This window comes from Capilliphycus salinus ALCB114379, from assembly GCF_047276495.1.
GTDB lineage: Bacteria > Cyanobacteriota > Cyanobacteriia > Cyanobacteriales > Microcoleaceae > Capilliphycus > Capilliphycus salinus.
Genome location: NZ_CP178543.1, coordinates 6,727,078 through 6,745,961, shown reverse-complemented (window position 1 = coordinate 6,745,961; position 18,884 = coordinate 6,727,078). Strand labels below are relative to the sequence as shown.

Here is an 18,884-nt window from a genome sequence, read left to right as displayed (position 1 = left end):
ATGAGGATATTGAGATGACATTAACCATGAATCCATTGCCGGCAAATTCCGGGAGTAAAAAGCTTTGCTGTTACTCCAATAGCACTGATAAAATGCAAGTTGTCCGGATTACCAACATTAAAAATTGGTATTTAGAACGAGTTGTTTTTCCCCGAGAATATTTCCTATTTGAAGCCCCTGCCGAAGCCGAATTAGAAGTCTATCAGGGCGATAGCGAAGGCGTGAAATTACTGGCGAAACATTCATGTTATAGCCTGCAAGTTGAAGAAGGCAATTATCAGTCACCAGTCAACAGCGCAAGCCCTCGCTGCAACACCTGTCACCAGTGAAGAGGTAAAAGGCAATCTTGCTACAGGTAATAGATAATTCTTTCCTCCTGAACTCCTGACTCCGGGGCGGGTTTACTCGGGTTGAGAGTGGGACCGGATAAATTTACTCGGAACCCGCCCCGACACTCCTTCCCCGACACTCCTTCCCCGACTGCCCCTCAAACCCGGACGGGGCTTAGAGTTGAGGAAAATTCAAAAAAATATTTGCTCTAGGGGTTGTCAATTGGTGGCATAGCAGGTTATATTAATAGATGTGCGACGCGGGGTAGAGCAGTCTGGTAGCTCGTCGGGCTCATAACCCGAAGGTCAGTGGTTCAAATCCGCTCCCCGCCACCAGCAATAGTTTTGAGAGAAAGCCCTACAGTAAAGTTTTACAGGGGGCTTTTTTAGTTGGGGATTGTTAGGAATTCAGACGAGAAACTTTGGCACTCATAAACGATCGCGATAAACTGGATGTAATTCTGTTGCTGTCTAAGTTAAAGCTATGTCCGGAGCCGATTTTCCGCCCAACATCAATCCATCCGATCCCACTCCTCCAACAGATTCTCATCCTTTAGAGTTGAATCAGACTTCACAACATTTGACAAACTCCGAAAATGAAGAATGGGAGACTGTTAATTTACCGAATGCGATCGGCATCGATCAACTTCCGATTGTAGACGAAACTTCCCCCGAAGAAAGCCGCCGAGAAGCGGTTGAACAAAACTACACCTCCCCAGAATTAGAAGTCAGACAAGTAGAAATCAGACAAACTGAAAGCCAAAATCCATCACAACTGATTCAAGCTTTACACCAGTGTAATCGGGATTTGGTGAATCGTGTTACCGATCTTGAAGCTGAACTGGACGAATGCAGACAAGCCTTACAAGATAAAGAAAGTTTAGTAGATCGGCGTACTCAAGAACTCGCTTTTGCAACCGAACAAGTCAGTCGTCTGTTTGGGAAACTAGAACTTTCCAATCAAGTGATTCGTCGCCAACAAGTTTTAGTCGAAACCTTAACCGAACAGTGGGAAACGAGCCAAACTCGCATGGCTCAGATGGAACGAGAATGTGCGCTCGCTCAACAGCGCTATAATGAACAATTCCATGAATTGGTGCAAACTCAAAATGTTTGTCGAGAATTGCGATCGCGTTTGCACCGTCAGCAACGTCATACCCTTCAGTTTAAAGCCGCATTGGAGCGGTGTTTGGAGATGCAGTCGCGACAGTCAAATCTTGATGCTGTCGAACCCAACCGGGTGAGTTTAAATTTACCGAAAATTGAGAATGTTACTTCAACAGACAGTTCTGCTGAGTCTTCGGTATTAGAACAGTTTCCTTATCAAATGAGCGGGTCGAGATCCCAACCGGTTCAACCTTGGTCAGCCGATTTTACCGACGATAATAATAGTGTAGAACGCCTCGATGAAATTGTCCGACAAGAACAACAACAGTATGATGATTTTGATGAGGAAATGGTCGATGAATGGTTGGAGTTAGATGAACCGATCTCCGATCATTTATATGAAGATCTTGAGGATTTATCTCAACTTCATCATCTGCAAAATCATCAGCCGAGTTTACCGGCTTCTGAGCTTTCCCCACTGCCAAATTTAGAGGAATTAGAAAACTATTGGTTTCAAGATAATCCGAGCGATTCTAGTTTAACATCAAATCCTTTTCAAGAAACGGAAGTTCAAGATTCTCAAGCCGAGCAACCTCCCCAAATACATCCTTCACCCCGGTTTGTAGAAGATGAGTTAGATCGAATTCGGATTGAATACGCTTCCTCAACTTTACCCAGTTTTGAGTTAGACACGGGAAAATCGGGGTTTATTCCCGCACCCGACCAACCCCTCGATCAATTGCATCGGGGTTCCCAACCTCCAAAACAACCGGTTTCATCCCCATCCAAAACGGGGAATTGGCCCGCACCGTTAATTCAACCGACTCGTCCGAAAAAATTGCGGAGTCTGGCTTCAATTCAATTGCCAAAGTTTCCCCAATCTTTACCTGTAGAGCCGGTAATGGCGTCTAGAAACGAGCCGGAACCGTTTTGATTTTTTTCAGGGGTGCGGTCGGTTGCACCCCTTTAAAGGTCAATTCAATAATTGATAATTAATAATGGATAATGGATAAGTAATAATGGATAAGGATGTTTGCAGCTATAATTAGTTCTCTCGCTTTCCAGTGAGCCATTAACTGATGACCTTTATTTCTGTTACCTACGCTTTATTTTTACTGATTCTGTTTGGAATTTATTGGATTGTTCCCTGGCAATCTTGGCGGTTGTTAACGTTGTTAGTTGCGAGTCTAATTTTTTATGCGACTTTACAAATCCAATACATTCCTTTACTTTTACTCTGCATTTTGTTTAATTTTGGCTTGGCTTTAGCCATCGGTGAACCGTTAGACTGGAGGATTGCTAACGAAGCTTGGAATAGTCGGCGTTTAATTTTGCTGTGGATTGGTATTGTTGTTAATGTTTTTCTGCTTTTGGGTTTTAAATATTTGCCGTTTATTTTTAATATTGTTGGCGATACTTTAAAACTTCCGTTATTTTTGGATCGGGCGACTTGGTTAGATAATAATTTAATTGCCCCTTTGGGTTTGAGTTTTTTCTGTTTTGAAATTATTGCTTATTTAATTGATGTTTATCGGGGCGCACCCGCAGCGACTTCTTTTTTAACGTTTACTTCTTATAAACTGTTTTTCCCTAAACTGATTTCGGGACCGATTACTCGCTATCATCATCTGGAAAATCAACTTAAAAACCTCAAATTTCCCCTACCCGAACAGATAGCAGATGGACTGTGGTTAATTGCGAGAGGGGCGGTTAAAAAGGGTTTATTTGCCGATAGAATTGGGATTTTAGTTGACTTGAGTTTTAGCAGTTTGGAACGGGCGGGAAGTGCTGATTTGTGGCTGGCAACGTTTGCCTACGGATTACAACTTTATCTCGATTTTAGCGGCTATATTGATTTGGCGAGGGGGAGTGCTTTATTACTCGGTTTGAGTCTTCCTGAAAACTTTGATGCTCCTTATTTTACCACAAGTATTGCTGAATTTTGGCGTCGTTGGCATATGACTTTAGGGGATTGGTTGCGGAATTATTTATATTTTCCGTTGGGAGGGTCTAGAGTGGGTTTATTTCGCACTTGTCTGAATTTATTTATTGTAATGTTAATTGCGGGAATTTGGCACGGGGCGGCTTGGGGTTTTATTGTTTGGGGGATTTTACACGGTTTGGCTTTAATTGTTCATCGTTTAACAGATGTACTTTCAAAACAGTTTTCTCTAGAATGGATTTGGAAAACGTTTCCGGGGATGATTTTGGGTTGGTTTTTAACTCAGTTTATGGTGTTTTTTGCCTGGATATTTTTCCGACTTCCGAATTTAAAAGAGTCTTGGTTTGTGGTTCAAAATTTGGGGTCTAAGGCGGCTGATATTCAATTTTCTCATAAGGTTTATGTGGAATCTTTGGGACTGGAACGCAGTAATGTTGTGTTTTTACTGTTATTTGTTTTTGTTTTAATGGGATGTTCTACTTTGTTTAACCGGGGATTGAAGTTACAGTTAAATTGGCCGATAAAATTGGTTTTAGCCCCGGTTTGTTTTTTGGCGGTTTGGTTGCTGGCACCCGAGGGGGTTTTACCTTATATTTATTTTGATTTTTAAGGTTAATAAAAACCCCGTGAATAAAAACCCGATTTCGCAGAAGTTTCCGGTTTTTTTGTTGTGAGGAAAGGGCGGGTTTATCTAAATCTTGGAGTAGTAGTCAAGATAAACAATAATTAGGGCGCAAGCCTTGCGCCCCTACGAAGTTATTTTTGATTAAAATTCACCCTGACTAACACATCGAAAACCGGCTAATATTTCTCGCACTCCGGGATGATACCAGTTGCGAAAACTACACCGCATCGCCCAGGGACGAGTCGCCCAACTTCCCCCTTTTAAAACCCGATGTTGGTTATCAAAATAACTCTGAGAATATCCCACATAAGGATAATAACTAAATCCCGAATATTTATCAAACCAGCTTCCTGTCCACTCCCAAACATTCCCCAATAAATCTCTAACGCCGTAAGCGCTTTCTCCTTGCGGATAAGCATTTACAGATGTGGTTCCCTGTTGCATTTTTTCGCCATCATTGCAATTACAACGGTTAGAATTGGGTAATTCTTCTCCCCAAGGATAGGTGCGTTTACTTTGGCTTTCTTCATCCCAACTGGCGGCTTTTTCCCATTCGGCTTCTGTGGGTAAACGTTTCCCGACAAAGTTACAATAAGCCTCAGCTTCGTACCAACTTACTCCGCAAACGGGATGGTCGTCAAACATCGAATCTTCCAACCAGTACAAAGGTTGAGAAACCGGATTTTCTTCTAACCATTTCCATCCTTCTATTGACCAGAATTTGCGGTTTTGATATCCTTTCGCTTGCATAAATATTCTATATTGACCGCAAGTCACCGGATAACGATCAATCCAATAACTGTCTAAATAACGACGGTGTAAAGGTCTTTCATTATCCATCGCCTCGACGGAATTATTCCCCATTTCAAACTCTCCTGCGGGAATTTTTAACGTTTGGGGAGAGTGGGAAATTCTAGCCGGAGGTTGGTATATTTGTTGTTGATTTTCTGAACTTTTTAGACGCTGTAACTGCAAGACAAAAGCAATAGTTTCGCTGTGCTGGCTTTCGTGTTGTAATATAAACCGCCACAGGCGTTCTTGTTCTTCAATCGGTGCAAGATCAAGATAACGCCAAACTTCGCTCCGTATCGCTTCTAAATAACAATTAATTGTCGAAATAGAAGGTAATTGAATCCGCTCATTTTTCGGCAAACCATCCGCCCGAAAGAGTTGATGATATTCTCGAAATAAAGGTTCAAAACCGGCACAATTTTCCAGCAACCAATAGGCTTCGGTGTAAGCAATATGTCCGAAATGCCAACCTATCGGACTAAAATCGGGGTGAGGTTGGGCGCGAAATGCGGTTTCATCTACGCCTTCAAATTGTTTTAAAGTCCCGAGACGACAGCGATGAAAGGCGTAGTGAAGGCTATCTTTAAGCGAGTTTTTTGATGTTGATACCAAGGTCTTCTCCAACACTAATAATGCTTTGTTCTGGACAAGAATGCCAATTCCCCGGAAACAACGGTTCAGAGGCAATAATTACAGAATCGGGAAATTTTGGATCGTTTTGCAGCCAATATAAACTGGGTGGAATTCCCCCAACTGCAAACCGAGAAGCAACCATTTGCTTTCCGTCACAGATTATCACATTCACCAGCGCTTTCACCTCTGCTAATTCGGCGAGTTCTTGTAAAATCATTAATGTGGTTTGTAAGGCTTCTGCGACTGTGGGTTTGTGGGCGGAAGTTAGTTCGTTAACGAGCAACCCAAAAATATGTTCCGAGTCGGTTGTCCCTTCAACGGCTTGATAAACCGGATCTCGCAAACGGTTGCGAATGAGTCGATAAAGACTGGTGCGAAATTCTTTGATGTAGCCATTATGAATAAACAGCATCCGTTCAAATTGAAACGGTTGACAGTTGGTTAAATTAACGGCTTGACCGGGTGTCGCACTGCGAACATAAGCCAAAATTCGTCCCGACTCAATATAGCGACTCAGACTATTGAGGTTGACATCGCTCCAAGCGGGAAGAATATTTTTATAGGTAAACGGATCGGTTTGTTGGGTCGCATGATACCAGCCAATTCCAAAGCCATCGGCGTTGAGTAAGGCTTCTTTCATTTCCCGAGGTTGATAGCTTTGAACGATCAGAGAATGAGGAGGATCGAACAAAATTCGCTCTAGGGAAATGGTCGAGCCAAGATAACCAAGTAAACGACACATAGAGTTATCAAAACTTCAAAGCTTTTATTTTAACAGTCTCTCCAGTCAATCTCTCCCTTGAGATCAACTTTTCTATTCCGAATTGAATAATTCGTTGGGAATATGTCAAAATGCTGGATGGTTGCCTGCGATCGCGAATGGTACTCCCGTTGATAGCCAACTAAAATTGAGTTGAATGATGATTTTCACCCGAAGCCTTAAAACCCGTCGAGTCCGCCAACCCCGTCCAAAATTCTATCGGTTCACGTTTATTTCTGTTTCTCAAGTTCTGGTTTCGGTGTCTATTCTGTTGGGAGTAAACACCGCTCGGGCCAATACTCAAGAGGAGTTTAACCCGATTTTAGAAGTCGGAGTGGTTCAACAATTTGGTAAAAAACCCACCGACACCCTGATCCTCAAAGCCAAACCCGACGACCACCTCACCTTGCGGTTTCAGTCTCCCGACGGTGAAAAAGTTCTCCACACTCTCAGCGTTATTCTCAAAACCGAAACCCAACCCCTACCCGAACCTTTTGTTGATGAACGAATTGTTCTCAGCAGCCATCGCAGCTATGAAACCGCCGAGGAACAAGCCCAAAAATGGCGTCAAATGGGGGTTGAGGTGGAACTAGCTCAACCGGACTTGTGGCAAGTTTGGGCCAAGCGTAGCGTCTACAATACGCCTTTACTGCGACGCTGGTTGCTCGAAAGTATTCAAGCTCAAGGATATCCCAAAGTTCGTTTAGAAACTCAAGTTCTCAAACAGCGCCGGGTTCCTTATTGGGTGTTGGGGGGTTTTCGTTATAACCGCCACGAACTTGAAGTGACTGCGACTCAAAATGTGATTGAGGTTCACAAAAGCAGCAAAGACCCCAAACCGATGACCTACGGGGGAAGTTTGGAACTGCAACCCGATGCTTATGGAACTTATACGTTAGTCAACCATGTTCGGTTAGAAACTTATTTGCGGGGTGTGGTCCCCCACGAAATGGGCGCTTGGCCTCCGGATGCTTCCATTGAGGCGCAGGCGATTTTATCGAGAACTTACGCTCTTAGAAATTTGCGACGGTTTGAGGCGGATAATTATCAACTCTGCGCCAATACCGACTGTCAGGTTTACAAGGGGTTGACGGAAGTTTATCCGTCTACCGATCGCGGCGTTGCGGTTACGGAGGGTTTGGTATTAACCTACAATAATGAACTCGCCGATGCGGTTTATTTCTCGTCGAGCGGGGGAGTAACGGCGAATTTCCACGATGTTTGGAATGGGCCAGAACGTTCTTATCTGCGATCGGTGGTTGATGCACCCGGTAAGGTTTGGGATTTATCAACGAATAGTTTGGCCGACGAGCAGAATTTTCGGCGGTTTATGAGTTTGCAAAAGGGCTTTAATGAGGACGGTTGGGGCGATTTTCGCTGGCGGGAAGCTACCAGTTTGGAGGCGATGACGGCTCATTTAAAGTATTATTTGGAGCGCAAATATAGTATTAAACCCGATTTCAAGACGATTAAACAGGTGAAGGTGACACAGCGATCGCCCTCGGGACGGGTTCTGCAAATGGAAGTGCAAACCGATAAAGATACGCTTAAAATTGAAAAGGATGAAATTCAAAATGCTTTCTGGCCGCCGGTGAGTACGTTATTCTATATTGACCCGATTTACGATAAAGATAAAAAACTGGATGGTTATGTCTTTGTTGGGGGCGGGTTTGGTCATGGTGTGGGCTTGAGCCAAACCGGATCTTACAAACTCTCCGAGTTGGGGTGGTCGAGCGAACAGATTCTGAAGTTCTATTTTCCGGGGACTGAACTTAAGCGTTTGAGCGAATCGATTATTTTTTGGCAACCGTTACAGATGATTGAGAAGCAGACAACAGTTGAGAGGGACTAGGTTAGAATAATACAGAGTTCGTGATCTGATTCTGAAGATCTTTTCAACTCCGTCACGAGTTGATCGGATCGTAACCTAGTCCCCAATTTTGACTCCCCAAGTTGAGGGACACAGGGTCGATTTTGGGTCACTATCTATGGAATCTCAGTGACCAGTTATAGCCCTAACTGGTCGCTATTTCCTGTTTGCCAATTATTTCTCTGTCCCTCTGACTTGGAATCATTACATTACCCCATTTCGTCTTCTTTGTGAGTGGCGATCGTGCAGTCGGATGTCGGATAAGCAACGCAAGTCAGAACAAATCCGGCTTCAATTTGATCGTCGTCTAAGAAAGATTGATCGGATTGGTCAACGGTACCGGATTCGAGTTTACCCGCACAAGTCGAACAAGCACCCGCACGGCAAGAATAAGGCAGGTCTAAGCCTTCTTCTTCGGCGTGATCGAGAATATACACGTCATCGGGACACTCAATGGTTTGTTCTCCATCGGGCATTTTCAGTGTCACTTTGTAAGTTGCCATGTTAGTTTCCTCTGTAATTTTCAATTAGGGTTTGATCGAGTCCCCCACCAATACTCAGTGTTTACCAGTCTTGGTTTTTTATTGGAGACTTGGGTTTGATCTAGATATTCTCACAAAATCGGCGCCGGGTGAGTCTGTACCGAATTTAGTACAGATCTTCTTCTTTGTGAGTGGTAATGGTGCAGTCCGATGTCGGATAAGCAACGCAAGTTAGAACGTATCCCGCTGTAATCTGATCGTCGTCTAAGAAAGACTGATCCGATTGGTCAACGGTACCTTCTTCCAGTTTACCCGCACAGGTAGAGCAAGCACCTGCACGGCAAGAAAAAGGCAAATCCAAGCCCTGTTCTTCGGCTGCATCCAAGATATACACGTCATCTGCAACTTCAATAGTTTGTTCACTGTCGGGGGTGATCAGTTTGACGTTATAGCTTGCCATTTTGTCTTCCTCTCTAGGTTGAACGTCCAGAAATATAAGCTGCGCTTATGCAAAGACGAAGGGATGATTAGCCTTCGTGCTTATACTTCAGACTTTCTTTATCTTTTGATATTAAGGGAAAAAACCCACCTTGTACAATCAATTTTGCGGATAGTTTGAATGGTTTTTATTATAAATTTTTCTAATTACATCCTAATTGCTTATACCTGACCCCCAGAAAACGGGGATGAACTCTCCCCCAACCCCGCCCAAATCTTCACACTGAGCGGGTTTTAGCCACGACCCGACCCGCCGCTCTCCCCGGCGTTCCTCGCCGACCCTTTTGAAAATCTTTCCCGTTTATTGAAAAAAATATTCAAGTAAATATACTTATTTTTTTGAGTAAATCCAGGTTTTTTTAGAAAAAACCTCAAAAAAACAAGGATTTACGTAGACTGAGATACTTTTTTTAAAAAAATTTTTATCGTATTATTGAAAATAAGTTGCAATAAATGCTGCTCCTGCACTCCTCACAGACCCACGAACCATGACAGTATCCACCCTAGAGTCCACCCCCGTTCAACAACAGAAACGAGTTAAACCCAACTTGCAAGCCTGGTATCGCCCGACGGTCTCTCCAGAACAAGGGATTTTGTTAATTTTATTCGGATCGGTGATTACCGGCTCGGCCTTGGCCCAACATTGGACAACAGCCACCACTTTAGCCGGGATCTGTGCTTTCTTCGCCCTCCAAGCCGAATATCCCCTGATTTTGCAAATTAAGCAGCGGCGCAGTTGGAAACCCCGGTTTGTAGTCTGGACGGGACTCTACGGGACTGTCGCGGGGGCGATCGCGTTGATGCTGTACCTCCAGACTCCCGAGTTACTTTGGGTTTACCTCGGCGCCGCGATCGCCCTTTTGGTAGATGCGACTTACGTCTATTACCAAAAACAAAAATCGATTTTAAATGAACTCAATGGCTTCGCCGCTATTTGTTTAGCAGCGCCTTTAGCCTATACTGCGACAACCGGACATCTATCTTTAGATGCAGTTGCACTGTGGATACTGAATACTTTATTTTTTGGGAGTGCGGTCTTTACGTTCAAACTGCGAAAGAAAAACGCCTGTTCGCGCAAAGCCGGAAGCGTTTATCATACGATTGCCAGCGCGATCGTTATCCTGCTTTACGGGTTAAACTGTCTGTCTCTGGTCACTGCTTTGGCATTCGCGATCGCCGTGTTAAAATTTATTTTGGTCTGCTGGCGCTTTGAATGGTATCGCACGACTCGATTTCATCATGTGGCTATCTTTGAAACTCGATGGGCGTTGATGTATATTGCGATCGCAGCGATTAGCGTTCTTCCGGCTCATTTACCGGCTTCCTAATCTTCCTGAGGTTATCTATCGCAAATCACGACAACAGGCGACAATAAGAGAGCCGAAGATCCAAAAAGCAGTTTTTTATGGTGCAAAACGATCCTTTCTCTTATACTCCCAGTACAACACCCATTCGAGTTGGTATCGTTGGAACCGGATACGCCGCTCAAACCCGAGCCGAAACGTTAAAATCGGATTGGCGATCGCAATTGGTGGCGCTGACCGGTCATACTTCGGATAAAACCAAAGCCCTCTGTCAACGGTTGAATGTCGAAGCTTGTGAGTCTTGGGAAGACCTCGTTGAACGCGACGATCTCGACTTGGTGGTGATTTCTAGCATTAACCGCGATCATGGTACCATTGTCAGAGCGGCTTTAAAACATGGCAAACACGTTATTGTTGAATATCCCCTCAGTTTAGATCCCAACGAAGCCGAAGAACTGATCGAACTGGCTCAACAGCAACAAAAAATGCTACACGTCGAACATATTGAACTGTTGGGGGGCTTGCATACTGCCATTAAAAAAGCGATCGCCGATATCGGTCAAGTCTTCTATGCTCGTTATATTACCATCAGCCCCAAACATCCGGCTCCGGAGAAATGGACTTATCAACAGTCGCTGTTTGGGTTTCCGTTTTCGGGTGCGCTTTCCCGCTTGCATCGTTTAACCGATTTATTTGGTCAAGTGAAAACGGTTAACGGTCAAAGCCGCTTTTGGTCTGAACAAGCCGACCAACAACAAAATCATTATAAAGCTTGTTTGTGTACCGCTCAACTAGAGTTTCAAAATGGTATTTTAGCAGAAGCGGTTTATGGGAAAGGGGAAGTCTTTTGGGAAAGTGAAAATACATTTACCCTTTATGGTGAGAATGGAACGTTAATTTTCACTCCCCAACAAGGTCAACTCATTCAAGGTGAAAGTTCCCAAACGATAGAAGTGGGGAGCCGTCGGGGATTATTTGCTAAGGATACTCAAATTGTATTGGAGCATCTATTACATCAGACTCCCCTCTACGTTACGGCTTCTGAAAGTGCTTATACTTTGAAGGTTGCGGATGCGGTTAAACAGTCCGCGCAAACGGGTAAAATTGTTGTTCTAGAGGATTCAAATTGAGGTGAGCAGAATCATTTTACCATCAGAAATCAGACAGCCGATTAAAAAGCGAGTCGGATCATTACATTAACGACAAATGAGATTTTGGGGGCGTTATTGAGGAGTTGAGTCAGTTTGTCGTAATGTTTAACGAGTAAAATATTGCTGGTGGCTCGTACTTTGGCAACCTGGTACAATGTAGAACAAAAGATAGATTTCCCCGGTGGCATAACGATTAATTTCTCCGATGTATTCTGTTTCTAGGATCTAATCTAGGGGAAATAACTCCTTTGAAAATCGCAAATTATGACACTGTATTGATTGGTTGGCTTGTTTGGGTACGCTAAGAGATTGAAGGCTTGAGTAGAGGGATGAAGGCTTAAATGGAATCAGGTTTTCAGGCCATGAATGGGCAATCTCAAGAGTACAAACTGAAAATTGTCATACTTAAAAAATCTTGCGGTTGTTGTCTGGCCAGTGCGAGCGGCTACTTTTGCTGTTCAATCATCCTTTGACCGTTATCAAAGGTTCTTGTCCGTAGAGGCAGACAGCCAACTCAATCCGGCTTCAGTATTTTAAGAAAAATAAACAAAATGAAATTTGGGTTCAGAGCAGTTCTAAAATAAAGAACACTAAAAGCTGTTTTTTCCTTAAATCCATCAATCTTTTGACAAATGTAATGGCTACCTACTTTTCTAGCGACCCTTACTGTAGTTCACCGACAATTGATGACATTTTAGATGCCGTTCGACAGGGAAAAAGTCTCGTTGAAGCAAACCTTCGCGGGGTTAACCTAGAGGGAGCAAATTTAACGGGTGTCGATTTGACTCGGACGAACCTAATAGGTGTTAATTTATCGAGAGCAAATCTGAGCCATGCCAATCTTACCGGAGCCGATTTGCGAGGTGCAAATTTAGCGGGTGCAAATTTAGCGGGCGCAACTTTGCGAGAATGTTATTTATTTCGCGCTCAAATGCAAGGTTGTAATTTGGAAAATGCTAATTTAGAATCGGCAAAAATCAAGTTAGCAATTTATGATTCTCAAACCATTTGGCCTGAGGGTTACGACTATCGAAAATCGGGTGCAATTGGCCCGAAAGCCAATTTAAGTGGAGCATTTCTCAACACCGCTAACCTGAAAAATGTTGATCTGCAAGAAGCCAATTTGCGGGGAGCTTACCTCAGCGGAGCGGATTTAACGGGAGCAAATTTAGAGGGGGCGGCTTTGAGCGGGGCTAACTTAAAGTTAGCAATTTTGACGGGAGCATCTTTGCGAAATGCGCGTTTAAATGGGGCGGAACTGCAAGGGGCTGACTTGCGAGCAACTGATTTAACGGATGCTAATTTAGAACAGCTTCAAAGTATTGCGGGGGCTGATTTTACTCTCGCTCAAGGACTGAGTGCTGAAACCAAAGCAATGCTTTGTTGTCATTCGGGGAAAGATTTAGGAACTTGGAACAGGTTTACTCGCACGAATACGGCGGAAAGTTTGGGCTGTTCTACCGTGAAGCTGAATGCTCCACAGAATACCAGTTTGTAAGTCAAGGTTGACAAAATAAAGCTAAAAAGATTGCCGAAAATTGGGAGAGATGTATGCAAGTTAAAGTTCCGATGACCATGATGGATTTCTTTCGCAAAAGTGAGGGCGTTTGGTTCTCGCAACGGGCGGTTCATCATTTTGATGATGTTGTTAATGAGTCGGGAGAATCCAATTTTATTGTCAAAGTTTTAGCCAAGGATGATCCGAGAGTAATTGAAGTTTGTCAGCAGCAAAATAGCGATCCGAATTTAGTGAGTGGTGGAGCAAGTTTTTCTTGGCAAGATAACTTAGATACTGACGAACCTCCTCCCAATTATGCGGCAATTTTAGTTGATGTTCCGAATCCTGACAATCCGAGAACGGGAAAATTTCTCCGCAACCGAGGTTATGTTGAGGGAATTCCAGTGGTGGGAATTTATCATTTTGCCGATGACGGAGTGTTAACCATTGATACCGAATATGAAAGAAATCAGGGACAGGAACGGTGCTGGTTTTTAACGGATGATTTTCGGGTGAGAGTGAGTACGGTTAAGATGGCAAATGGGGTGAGTTTAATGAGTTATTCTTCAGAACGCCGTTGCTTAACTCAAGGGATGTTAGAAGCGTTTGTTGAAAAAAATCGGGCGAGAGTGGGAACCTCTTCGAGTCATTAGCGATTTGAAAATTAGAGTCTGTTTTAACAATTTTCGTCAAATCGAGTGTAGAAACTACCGTATTTGAACCAATACTGTTTGAGATTATGGTGGGGTGTGTTGAGGCTAGCTTTGGCTTGAAAAAGAACAACTTGGCGGTGATTCCCCCTCCAAATCAGTCGGGCAGGTTCGACAGAAATCAAAGTGCCACCCAAGCTTTTAACACACTCCTCAAATCGCTCAATGGTTGAATATTCTAAACTTTCAAAGATAAAAAAGTTTCCCGAACAAATCAGGTGACGACTCCTAATCCAAGCCTGCATTTTTTTATTTGCTATGGGGGGTAGCATAGTAGTTAAAGCAGAACTAAATTCATTCATAACCCTTTTTTTCTAATATGATTGAATTAATTGAGTTCGTGAGCAAAACTTTGCCTTTTCTCAAACTTTAATGGCCCTTTAGCCGAACCCCAAACTTGTTCGTGGGTGTCGAGATCGAATCCTCTATCCCAACTGATAAAGGTTGTTTCTGTAAGTTCAACTTCACTGACTAAATAGGTTTTTATCCCATTTCTTTCGATGAAACAGCACTTTCCTTCAACACCTCCTAGAAATCGCTCTCCATCCGGCTTAAAAATCATCGAACAGTTGTGACGGCGTTCGATACAATCCGGTTTAATAGTTTTGAGAATTTCCGGTTCATGTCCCGAACCCGCATAGAGAAAAGCATCTTTCAGGCTATAATTTTCGATATAAACCCGATCATCTTGGCCAACAAAACGATGAATTCCCTGGCGGTAAGGAGTCCAAAGATCGTAATCATAACTCTGTTCCGAATAAAAGCCGATTCCCGAGAAAAAATCAAAGGGTAAAGGACGAAAAAACACCCGAATATGTGCATAATCTTTGGGATTCTCAAAAGCTTGTTTTTGATTGCTAAAATCTCCAGCAATCCACCGAGCCAGTTTGAGGATCAAAGGCGTGTCAGTCCCTTGAGTTGGAGATAAATTTTCAGCCATTGATTCAGTTTAACTTAACTTAAAGAACGAATTTCTGAAGAAAAAGAAGCCGTCGTTATACCCGTTCCGCTACTGGTTTTAATCATAGAAACCCGAAAACGAATATGATCAGAAGCAAACCAAATTCTTTCCTCTGCCATGGCTCGATCGTATTCGGTTAGGAGTACAAAAACCCCATCTTCTCCGATTTGATAGTGAGCAACAGCCGGAATTGTTTCTGCATAGCCTTGATCTCGTAGCAGCCTTCCCCGAGGGGAATTATCAGCATCAGGAACGGGAATCAAAAGGGTTTTTCCCTCGACTTTTTCCTTTTCATCCCAATCCGATTCTCCTTCCCAAGTCATACGAAAAGGATGGGTAATCGTTTGGGGATCAATTTCATAGGAATTACAGAGAGCAATCACCTCCGGATCATCGGGGCTGACCGGAATAATATGAATGGTAGAAGTAACTTCTTCAAAATAGCTAAATGCTAAATGATGAACGCTACGCTGCGATCGCCATTCACCTATAGAACGTTCAACAAACTCAACAATATCCATAAATCCACTGTTTTAAAGATGACTTTTTTTTTAAATTAATTCTTCAAAAATTCCCGAGCCGTGCGAACACCAATAGAGACGCAAACCGTCACGCCTCTATTGGATTTAATCATCTAAATTCAAATTTCGGTGATGCTGACAATCTTGCCACCAGCACGTTGAATTCGCTGAATTTGAGGGGTCATTTTTGCACCGGAAACGGTATATTCGGTGGTGCTGACGCGACGCGGACTGTCAAATTTGAAGCCTGTGGCTACAATTTTAAACATTTTTTCCGCGGCCCCCCGAGCGCCTGTTTTCGGTAAAACAATTTTGTTCCCTTTATTTGCCGCCACCGTTTTCACGAGACGAGAAGATTTAAAGGCGCTGTCTACTCCGGCAAAGCCTTGATAGAGAGAGAGTGTGCGATTGTAGCCTAACTGTTTTTGTCCGATTTGGCTGGTTGCGCCTTGATAATAAGGAACAATGTTGTCGCCAAATTTTTGTTGATACTCATCGCTATCAATATAGGAATCAATTTCGGCATCATAGCCTTCCTCAACACAGCGATAAATATGTTCAGAAATCTCGCTTTGATCTTGAGGAGCGCGACCTAAAAGGTGTTTAAAATTGAGTTCGATAAAGCGATAAGGAGCGCAAGATTCAAAATAGCGACTCCGATAAAAATTGGACTTGGCGACAGCGCGAACAAACTCCCTGACCGTTAAATTCCCATTGCACAACTTGGATTCAGCGGTGATTAACCGTTCACTTTCCATGATGTGGGGATTTCCCAAAACTTGTTTGTAAACCGCTCGAATCACAATTTCACGAATTTCTACACTGCTCGTTTCTTTAAGTTCGATTGGTGTATCTAATACAACGCCCATTAAAGTTCTCCTTAAAAATGAAACATTAACTAAGCTTTCCCATCAAAAAAGGTTTTAGCTGTAAACTCTTCCGGTTTTCCCTTTTCTTTTTGCTAAAAATGGGTGGATTGAAATAATTTGCAACTCATTTTTAGGCGAGTTTCCCCAGGCTTGTCCTCAGTCGAAAAGGATGGCGGGAGGAGTGAATTTCTCAGCCAATATTTGATGAAAATCGATTAACTACACGGGGGTAATACTGGCGATGACGCCGCCTTCTTTGTGAATCCGTTGGTATTCTTGAGACAGCTTTTCATAAGGTACGAGGAAGACCTTGTTGCTGCGACGGTATTTAGAAACTCGATTCACTTTACCGGGGGAGCTATAGCCTGTAACTTCGATACGGAAGACCTTACCTTCATCACCGGCACCCGCACCGTGTCGAGTCCGAGACCCACGCGCTGTATCTTGAAATGACCAACCGTCACCCGGTACTCCTCCAGAGGGCGGAATGACAGCCAACGGAGTTTCTTGAATGACGTATTTATTGAGAACGGGAGTTTTACCGGAAAGGCTGCCTTTCAAATCACTGCTAGAAGCTCCCCGATAGAGGGCAAATAGGTGAGTAAAGCCAACCATAGTTTGACCGGGTTGAGTTTTGTAACCCCGGTAGTAGGGAACAATATCCTCGCCGTAGTTATTTTGATATTCGTCGCTATCGAGGTAAGAATCGATTTCTGCGGCAAATCCTTCATTATCGAGGATGGTGCTGTGCATTCTCATTTCCTCTAGTCCATTGGGAGTACGACCGAGAAAATGTTTGAAATTGAGTTCGATAAACCGATAGCGGGGACAGGTATCAAAGAAGCGAGTGCTGTAGAGGGCTGATTTCCCAACCGCTCGGACAAACTCGCGAACACTGAGTTCTCCTCGCTTAAATTGGGATTCCGGTACTATAGCCCGCTCACTTTCCATGACGTAAGCATTTCCTAGAACCTGTCGATACACAGCACGAATGATGGTTTCTAGTTCGACTGCTGAACACCCGGGTGTCACTCTAACAGGAGGAGTTTGGTCAAACTGCTCTATGCCTAACTGAGACGCAGGTCCAAAAGCCATTAGGGAATCTCCTTAAGTATATTGTCAAGAAAGGTTTTTGGAAAAAGAGTTGCTGTTGCCGTCAACAGCCCGTTGTGCAGTTTTCCATAAAGTCTTGATTTCTGGAGTTTTGAGCTAAGGTTTTTTTCAAAAAGCCCCTGAAACCTTGATTCGACTGTAAAAAGTTACAAATCTCCTCAATACGTCTATTTATACAATTTTCTGAACCCACTTAATATAAAGAAATATAAAATTAATATTCCCTCAATTCAGCCACGCGAGTCAGGTCAATCGGGGAGACGGGGCCAGAGCGATTTGATTCTAAAATTTTTTGATTTCAGAACCTTTGCTGTCGGCGCTTTTGAAAGCATTGTCGCCTCGCTCATCGCCAAAATTTACCCGGTCTAGAGCGCTCAAATTCAAAACAGATTGGAACAAGTATTCTTAACGACACAAAGCCGGTCAGATTTGATCTTTTATGTCTATCAAGTTTGGCAACCGGTTTTAGCCCGAATTAACCAATCTGAATCCTTAGCCAGAATTTCTCTCCGGCTGAAATCACCCAACTTTTCTAAAGCCATTAAACCCGCATATTTTAACTCAAAAATATGGGTTTGTAAGGTTTCTTGAATCAGAGGAATCGCCCGTTGATCGCCGAGTTGACCTAAGGCTATCACCGCAGCTACCCGCGATTTTTGAAACTGAGGGGCTAAATTATAGAGTGCTTCTACTATTAAATCATAAGCGGGAGCATAGTTCAACCAACCTAACAGTTTAATCACATGATAATGAGCGCCGTAATCTTTATGAGCTTGTTCATCATAGGTTTTTAATAAGGCCGATGCAGCTTCATCCGGATAGCATTCTAAAAGGGTTTTGCTGCCCAAATAACACCGTCCAAAGTCGGTATTGTATAGTTCTTGAATTAAAAAGTCTAAACTTGGCTTTTGGTCGTATTCATGGACGAGTTCTAAATCATTGGGATGGTCGTTGATGACTCGATCAAGATGGGGTTCAACCTCTGCAAAGGTAATTTTTTGTTCCAAAAATCCCGATTGGGCTAACAGGCGAATTCCTCGCAAACGAAAGACTAAAGAAACCGGACATTGAGCAATATTTGGAATGGCGGGGTAATATTGAGCATCGATTAAATCTTGAATGCAGCCCCGCCGGGTTTCTACATTGGAATGTTGGAGGAATTCAACCACTTGATTGATCGCCCGATAATCTTTATTTAATCGAGCAACTGTGGCGATCGCTACGCTGGCAATATTGGGATTTTCTGCCTGAAAAAATTGCTCAATCGATGGAACTGCCGGTTGATAGTTTAGCTTACCCAAAGTTTGAATAATCACCCGATAATTTTGATTGGGTTTGTTGAGTAACTGGGTAATTTCTGCTAAGATTTTATCATCGGGAATACCGATTTCACCAACCGCCCACACCGCATTTTCTACGGTGTAACAATCCTCATCCGACAAGCAAGAAGAAATCACCGGAAGCGCTTGAGTTGCTTTCAGTCGCCCTAAACTTTCTAATGCTTTGCGTCGGGTAATTCGATTATACAGATCGGTGTCTTGTTCTTGGGCAACTTCGATCAGCGCATTGACGGAAGATTCAGTGGAAAAGTAAGCCAACTGAGCGGCTGCTACATAACGTTCTGAAGGATCTTCTAATTGTTCTGAGGGTGTTTTTAACAGAGCAATTGCCTGTTCTTCCGTCAAGTTAAACAGATTAAAAAAACGCCTATCCATTCAT

The 18,884-nt window shown here is 43.3% G+C and carries 19 protein-coding genes and 1 tRNA gene; 9 read left to right on the top strand and 11 right to left on the bottom strand.

Translation table 11 applies throughout. The annotated features are described in order from the left end of the window. Nucleotides 1–14: 14 nt before the first annotated feature. The 4 genes from ACL6C3_RS27255 (at nt 15) to ACL6C3_RS27240 (ending at nt 3,988) form a co-directional block, all read left to right on the top strand. Nucleotides 15–329 (top strand): DUF1830 domain-containing protein, encoded by a 315-nt coding sequence (locus tag ACL6C3_RS27255; protein WP_413162872.1) that lies wholly within the window; start codon nt 15–17, stop codon nt 327–329. A 259-nt stretch (nt 330–588) separates the two neighbouring features. Beyond that, a tRNA-Met gene (locus ACL6C3_RS27250) sits at nt 589–665 on the top strand. A gap of 148 nt (nt 666–813) precedes the next feature. Then, nucleotides 814–2,370 carry a hypothetical protein gene (locus tag ACL6C3_RS27245; RefSeq protein WP_413162870.1) on the top strand — a complete coding sequence of 519 codons (1,557 nt, stop codon included), beginning with the start codon at nt 814–816 and terminating at the stop codon, nt 2,368–2,370. Between the two features lie 145 nt (nt 2,371–2,515). Further along, complete coding sequence (locus tag ACL6C3_RS27240) at nt 2,516–3,988, top strand: MBOAT family O-acyltransferase (RefSeq protein WP_413162868.1); 1,473 nt, start codon at nt 2,516–2,518, stop codon at nt 3,986–3,988. A gap of 156 nt (nt 3,989–4,144) precedes the next feature. Here the strand turns inward: ACL6C3_RS27240 and ACL6C3_RS27235 are convergent, their stop codons facing one another. Beyond that, nucleotides 4,145–5,407, bottom strand: a complete 1,263-nt coding sequence (locus ACL6C3_RS27235) for an SUMF1/EgtB/PvdO family nonheme iron enzyme (RefSeq protein WP_413162867.1) — start codon at nt 5,405–5,407, stop codon at nt 4,145–4,147. After that, complete coding sequence (egtC, locus tag ACL6C3_RS27230; protein ID WP_413162865.1) at nt 5,379–6,170, bottom strand: ergothioneine biosynthesis protein EgtC; 792 nt, start codon at nt 6,168–6,170, stop codon at nt 5,379–5,381. Before egtC ends, ACL6C3_RS27235 begins: the two co-directional genes overlap by 29 nt. Nucleotides 6,171–6,345: 175 nt before the next feature. Between egtC and ACL6C3_RS27225 the strand changes: the two genes are divergently transcribed. Then, nucleotides 6,346–8,040 carry a SpoIID/LytB domain-containing protein gene (locus ACL6C3_RS27225; RefSeq protein WP_413162864.1) on the top strand — a complete coding sequence of 565 codons (1,695 nt, stop codon included), beginning with the start codon at nt 6,346–6,348 and terminating at the stop codon, nt 8,038–8,040. A gap of 227 nt (nt 8,041–8,267) precedes the next feature. Here the strand turns inward: ACL6C3_RS27225 and ACL6C3_RS27220 are convergent, their stop codons facing one another. Continuing rightward, nucleotides 8,268–8,561 carry a ferredoxin gene (locus ACL6C3_RS27220; RefSeq protein ID WP_413162862.1) on the bottom strand — a complete coding sequence of 98 codons (294 nt, stop codon included), beginning with the start codon at nt 8,559–8,561 and terminating at the stop codon, nt 8,268–8,270. A 145-nt stretch (nt 8,562–8,706) separates the two neighbouring features. Then, entirely contained in the window at nt 8,707–9,000 is a 294-nt protein-coding gene (locus ACL6C3_RS27215; RefSeq protein WP_413162860.1) for a 2Fe-2S iron-sulfur cluster-binding protein, read from the bottom strand. A 526-nt stretch (nt 9,001–9,526) separates the two neighbouring features. On the opposite strand from ACL6C3_RS27215, the gene ACL6C3_RS27210 reads away from it, so the two are divergent. Both ACL6C3_RS27210 and ACL6C3_RS27205 read left to right on the top strand, forming a co-directional pair. Beyond that, complete coding sequence (locus ACL6C3_RS27210) at nt 9,527–10,366, top strand: YwiC-like family protein (RefSeq protein ID WP_413162858.1); 840 nt, start codon at nt 9,527–9,529, stop codon at nt 10,364–10,366. A 77-nt stretch (nt 10,367–10,443) separates the two neighbouring features. Beyond that, nucleotides 10,444–11,472 carry a Gfo/Idh/MocA family protein gene (locus tag ACL6C3_RS27205; RefSeq protein ID WP_413162856.1) on the top strand — a complete coding sequence of 343 codons (1,029 nt, stop codon included), beginning with the start codon at nt 10,444–10,446 and terminating at the stop codon, nt 11,470–11,472. 41 nt (nt 11,473–11,513) lie between these two features. Here the strand turns inward: ACL6C3_RS27205 and ACL6C3_RS27200 are convergent, their stop codons facing one another. Next, nucleotides 11,514–11,681, bottom strand: coding sequence for a hypothetical protein (locus ACL6C3_RS27200; RefSeq protein WP_413162854.1), 168 nt, complete (start codon nt 11,679–11,681; stop codon nt 11,514–11,516). Between the two features lie 449 nt (nt 11,682–12,130). Between ACL6C3_RS27200 and ACL6C3_RS27195 the strand changes: the two genes are divergently transcribed. Together ACL6C3_RS27195 and ACL6C3_RS27190 are read left to right on the top strand one after the other, a co-directional pair. Beyond that, entirely contained in the window at nt 12,131–12,991 is an 861-nt protein-coding gene (locus ACL6C3_RS27195; protein WP_413162852.1) for a pentapeptide repeat-containing protein, read from the top strand. A 53-nt stretch (nt 12,992–13,044) separates the two neighbouring features. After that, on the top strand, nt 13,045–13,644 hold the full coding sequence (locus ACL6C3_RS27190; protein ID WP_413162851.1) for a phycobiliprotein lyase: 600 nt from the start codon (nt 13,045–13,047) through the stop codon (nt 13,642–13,644). 23 nt (nt 13,645–13,667) lie between these two features. Here the strand turns inward: ACL6C3_RS27190 and ACL6C3_RS27185 are convergent, their stop codons facing one another. From ACL6C3_RS27185 to ACL6C3_RS27160, 6 genes are all read right to left on the bottom strand, one after another. Further along, nucleotides 13,668–13,973, bottom strand: coding sequence for a CpeR family transcriptional regulator (locus ACL6C3_RS27185; RefSeq protein ID WP_413162850.1), 306 nt, complete (start codon nt 13,971–13,973; stop codon nt 13,668–13,670). A 56-nt stretch (nt 13,974–14,029) separates the two neighbouring features. After that, entirely contained in the window at nt 14,030–14,641 is a 612-nt protein-coding gene (locus ACL6C3_RS27180; RefSeq protein WP_413162849.1) for a chromophore lyase CpcT/CpeT, read from the bottom strand. A 14-nt stretch (nt 14,642–14,655) separates the two neighbouring features. Continuing rightward, a complete protein-coding gene (locus tag ACL6C3_RS27175) occupies nt 14,656–15,183 on the bottom strand; it encodes a phycobiliprotein lyase (RefSeq protein ID WP_413162847.1) in 528 nt (175 codons plus the stop codon). Between the two features lie 119 nt (nt 15,184–15,302). Then, a complete protein-coding gene (locus tag ACL6C3_RS27170) occupies nt 15,303–16,052 on the bottom strand; it encodes a phycobilisome rod-core linker polypeptide (protein WP_413162845.1) in 750 nt (249 codons plus the stop codon). Between the two features lie 219 nt (nt 16,053–16,271). Continuing rightward, complete coding sequence (locus ACL6C3_RS27165) at nt 16,272–17,147, bottom strand: phycobilisome rod-core linker polypeptide (protein ID WP_413162843.1); 876 nt, start codon at nt 17,145–17,147, stop codon at nt 16,272–16,274. Between the two features lie 464 nt (nt 17,148–17,611). Further along, on the bottom strand, nt 17,612–18,880 hold the full coding sequence (locus ACL6C3_RS27160) for a HEAT repeat domain-containing protein (RefSeq protein WP_413162841.1): 1,269 nt from the start codon (nt 18,878–18,880) through the stop codon (nt 17,612–17,614). Between the last annotated feature and the right edge of the window lie 4 nt (nt 18,881–18,884).

Coding starts and splice junctions, on each gene's coding strand:
- ACL6C3_RS27185 (WP_413162850.1), bottom strand. CDS start 13,973: ATGCTACCCCCCATAGCAAATAAAAAAATGCAGGCTTGGATTAGGAGT.
- ACL6C3_RS27240 (WP_413162868.1), top strand. CDS start 2,516: ATGACCTTTATTTCTGTTACCTACGCTTTATTTTTACTGATTCTGTTT.
- ACL6C3_RS27170 (WP_413162845.1), bottom strand. CDS start 16,052: ATGGGCGTTGTATTAGATACACCAATCGAACTTAAAGAAACGAGCAGT.
- ACL6C3_RS27195 (WP_413162852.1), top strand. CDS start 12,131: ATGGCTACCTACTTTTCTAGCGACCCTTACTGTAGTTCACCGACAATT.
- ACL6C3_RS27220 (WP_413162862.1), bottom strand. CDS start 8,561: ATGGCAACTTACAAAGTGACACTGAAAATGCCCGATGGAGAACAAACC.
- ACL6C3_RS27160 (WP_413162841.1), bottom strand. CDS start 18,880: ATGGATAGGCGTTTTTTTAATCTGTTTAACTTGACGGAAGAACAGGCA.
- ACL6C3_RS27205 (WP_413162856.1), top strand. CDS start 10,444: ATGGTGCAAAACGATCCTTTCTCTTATACTCCCAGTACAACACCCATT.
- ACL6C3_RS27200 (WP_413162854.1), bottom strand. CDS start 11,681: ATGCCACCGGGGAAATCTATCTTTTGTTCTACATTGTACCAGGTTGCC.
- ACL6C3_RS27210 (WP_413162858.1), top strand. CDS start 9,527: ATGACAGTATCCACCCTAGAGTCCACCCCCGTTCAACAACAGAAACGA.
- ACL6C3_RS27190 (WP_413162851.1), top strand. CDS start 13,045: ATGCAAGTTAAAGTTCCGATGACCATGATGGATTTCTTTCGCAAAAGT.
- ACL6C3_RS27175 (WP_413162847.1), bottom strand. CDS start 15,183: ATGGATATTGTTGAGTTTGTTGAACGTTCTATAGGTGAATGGCGATCG.
- egtC (WP_413162865.1), bottom strand. CDS start 6,170: ATGTGTCGTTTACTTGGTTATCTTGGCTCGACCATTTCCCTAGAGCGA.
- ACL6C3_RS27245 (WP_413162870.1), top strand. CDS start 814: ATGTCCGGAGCCGATTTTCCGCCCAACATCAATCCATCCGATCCCACT.
- ACL6C3_RS27165 (WP_413162843.1), bottom strand. CDS start 17,147: ATGGCTTTTGGACCTGCGTCTCAGTTAGGCATAGAGCAGTTTGACCAA.
- ACL6C3_RS27255 (WP_413162872.1), top strand. CDS start 15: ATGACATTAACCATGAATCCATTGCCGGCAAATTCCGGGAGTAAAAAG.
- ACL6C3_RS27225 (WP_413162864.1), top strand. CDS start 6,346: ATGATGATTTTCACCCGAAGCCTTAAAACCCGTCGAGTCCGCCAACCC.
- ACL6C3_RS27180 (WP_413162849.1), bottom strand. CDS start 14,641: ATGGCTGAAAATTTATCTCCAACTCAAGGGACTGACACGCCTTTGATC.
- ACL6C3_RS27215 (WP_413162860.1), bottom strand. CDS start 9,000: ATGGCAAGCTATAACGTCAAACTGATCACCCCCGACAGTGAACAAACT.